General features: G+C 70.6%; 2 protein-coding genes. One reads left to right on the top strand and one right to left on the bottom strand.

The genetic code is table 11. From position 1 onward, the window contains the following. On the bottom strand, positions 1-894 hold an 894-nt coding region (locus D588_RS24985; RefSeq protein ID WP_017916596.1), incomplete at its 3' end, for an Hpr(Ser) kinase/phosphatase. A 185-nt stretch (positions 895-1,079) separates the two neighbouring features. Between D588_RS24985 and D588_RS0115250 the strand changes: the two genes are divergently transcribed. Then, the coding region (locus tag D588_RS0115250; protein ID WP_017916595.1) for a radical SAM protein at positions 1,080-2,546 on the top strand (1,467 nt) is incomplete at its 3' end.

Genomic DNA, 2,546 nt, shown 5'->3' with positions numbered 1-2,546 from the left:
CATCGGCTGCAGCAGCCGCTGCGGATCGGCGGCCATGGTGGACGAGACGAACACGGCCGCGGTCAGCCGCAACGGCGCCTGTGCCAGGCGCCCCTCGCACTGGCGGATGTCCACCTCGTGCTTCAGCGCGCCGCTGCGGCGGCGGATCATCGGCGCCGCGGCGATCCAGGCGCGGGTCTGCGGATCGAGCAGGTGCAACAGTTCCGGCCGCAGATGCAGGAAGTTGCCGATGCCGGTGGCGAGCAGGTAGTGCGGGGCGACGAACAGCGCGTCCTCGGCAAGGAACTCCAGCCCACGCAGCAGGCTGTGCAGCGCCAGGGTCGACTTGCCGGCGCCGCTGCCGCCGAGCAGCAGCACGCCGCGGCCGTCGCGGCCGACGCAGGCGCCGTGCAGCGGCACCAGGCGCATGCCGTGCGCGGCAAGCACGAACACGGCGAACTCGATCAGTTCGTAACGCACGTGGTAGGCGTGCGCGAGCATGTCCTCGGACACCACCACCAATGCCCTGCGCTGCTCGGGCACCAGCACGACGTAGTTGTGCGCATCGATCACCCCGCTCAATACACCCGCGCCGGAATGGGTCTGCACCGGCGGCGGCTCCATTGCCAGCGCGTAGGGCGCGTCGCCGCGGTCCACCAGGGTCAGTTCGATGCGGAACGCGGCGCTCTCCGGCAGGCGATGCGCCGGCACCGCGCCGAATGCCGCTTCCACCAAGGCCAGCAGCGCCGGACTGTTGCTCTCGAAGTGGAAGCGTCCACCCAGCAGCTGTTTGCTGAGGGTGTGGGGGCGCCGCAGCTGGGTGTGGAACGGATCGCAGGCACCGCCCGCAGTGACGACTGGCGTGGCGTGGTCGCTTGTTGCCACGTCCAGAACACGCACGGTCGATCGCTGCATCGGAGAAGAGTCGCTTGGGTGGATGCAGCGTGGGTGCGCCTGCCGCGGCCAAAGGTTGCGCGGGGTCATGCCGGTGTTTCGCGCAACCAAACGGCGCAGCCACGGCACCTACCGCCACGGCCACCTGCGCGCGGCCATCGCTGCATGCGCCCCTCCCCCGCGGCGCCGAACGAGACCTTTCGCCGATGCTCAAGATCCAGGTCAGCCACTCCTACTTCCTGCGCTACGACCCCAAGCAATGGGAACGCGGCAAGCCGTACCCGCCGCTGGCCACGCTGCAGGTGGCGGCACTGCTGCGTCAGCACGGACACCAGGTGACGCTGTTCGACGCGATGCTGGCCGAGGGCGTGGAGGACTACGACCACGCCGTCCGCACGCAGCGGCCGGACCTGGTGGTGTTCTACGAGGACAACTTCAACTTCCTCACCAAGATGTGCCTGAGCCGGATGCGCGAGGCCGCGTGCCGGATGATCGCCGAGGCGCGCGCCAGCGGCAGCCGGGTGATCGTCGCCGGCTCCGACGCCTCGGACCATCCGGAGGCGTTCCTTGCGGCCGGTGCCGACGCGGTGCTGATCGGCGAAGGCATCGCGGCCTTGCTGGAACTGGTGGCGCGGCTGCAGGCGGAACCGGACATCGACCCGGCGCGCTGGGTGGCCGGCCTCGCCGAGGTGGCCAGCGCGGTGCTGCCGCAACTCAAGCGCGCGCAGATCGGCGCGCGGCCGCCGGATCCGCGGCTGTCGGTGACGGCGGCCTGGGACCTGCTGGATATCCCGCGCTACCGCGCGTTCTGGCAGCAGCGACACGGCCATTTCAGCCTGAACATGGCCGCCTCGCGCGGCTGCCCGTTCCGCTGCAACTGGTGCGCCAAGCCGATCTGGGGCAATCACTACAAGCGCCGCGAGGCGCAGGACGTGGCCGCGGAGATGACCCAGCTCAAGCGCAGCTTCGCGCCCGACCATGTGTGGATGGCCGACGACATCTTCGGCTTCCACGTGGACTGGGTGGAGGACTTCGCCGATGCGCTGGCCGCCGCCGACGGCGCGGTGCCCTTCACCATCCAGACCCGTGCCGACCTGTGCAGCGAGCGCATGACCGCCGCCCTGGCGCGAGCCGGCTGCCGCGAGGCCTGGATCGGCGCGGAGAGCGGTAGCCAGCGCATCCTCGACAAGATGACCAAGGGCACCGATGTGGACGGCGTGATCGCCGCGCGCCAGCGGCTGGGCGCGCAGGGCATCCGCGTCGGCTTCTTCCTGCAGCTGGGCTACCTGGACGAGCAACTCGACGACATCCTCGCCACGCGCCGGCTGGTGGCGCAGGCGCGCCCGGACGACATCGGCGTCAGCGTGTCCTATCCCCTGCCCGGCACCGTGTTCTACCAGCAGGTCAAGGACCAGCTCGGGCGCAAGACCCATTGGCAGGACAGCGACGACCTGGCGATGATGTTCCGTGGCGCCTACGACTCGGCGTTCTACCGCCAGGTACGCGATCTGCTGCACCGGCAGGTGGACCTGCAATGCCGCGAGGATGCGCGCCCGGCGCCGACGCACGCGCAGGACTGGGCGGCGCTGGACGCCGACTGGGCAGCGCTGATCGCGCGCGAAGCCGAGCATCGGACCGACGCGCCGCCAGCGCCGGCGGCCAAGGCGGTCGCC

This window comes from Xanthomonas sp. SHU 308, from assembly GCF_000364645.1.
GTDB classification, from domain to species: Bacteria; Pseudomonadota; Gammaproteobacteria; order Xanthomonadales; family Xanthomonadaceae; genus Xanthomonas_A; species Xanthomonas_A sontii.
The sequence above is the reverse complement of the archived record's forward strand: the minus strand, read 5'-3'. Positions and strand labels throughout refer to the sequence as shown.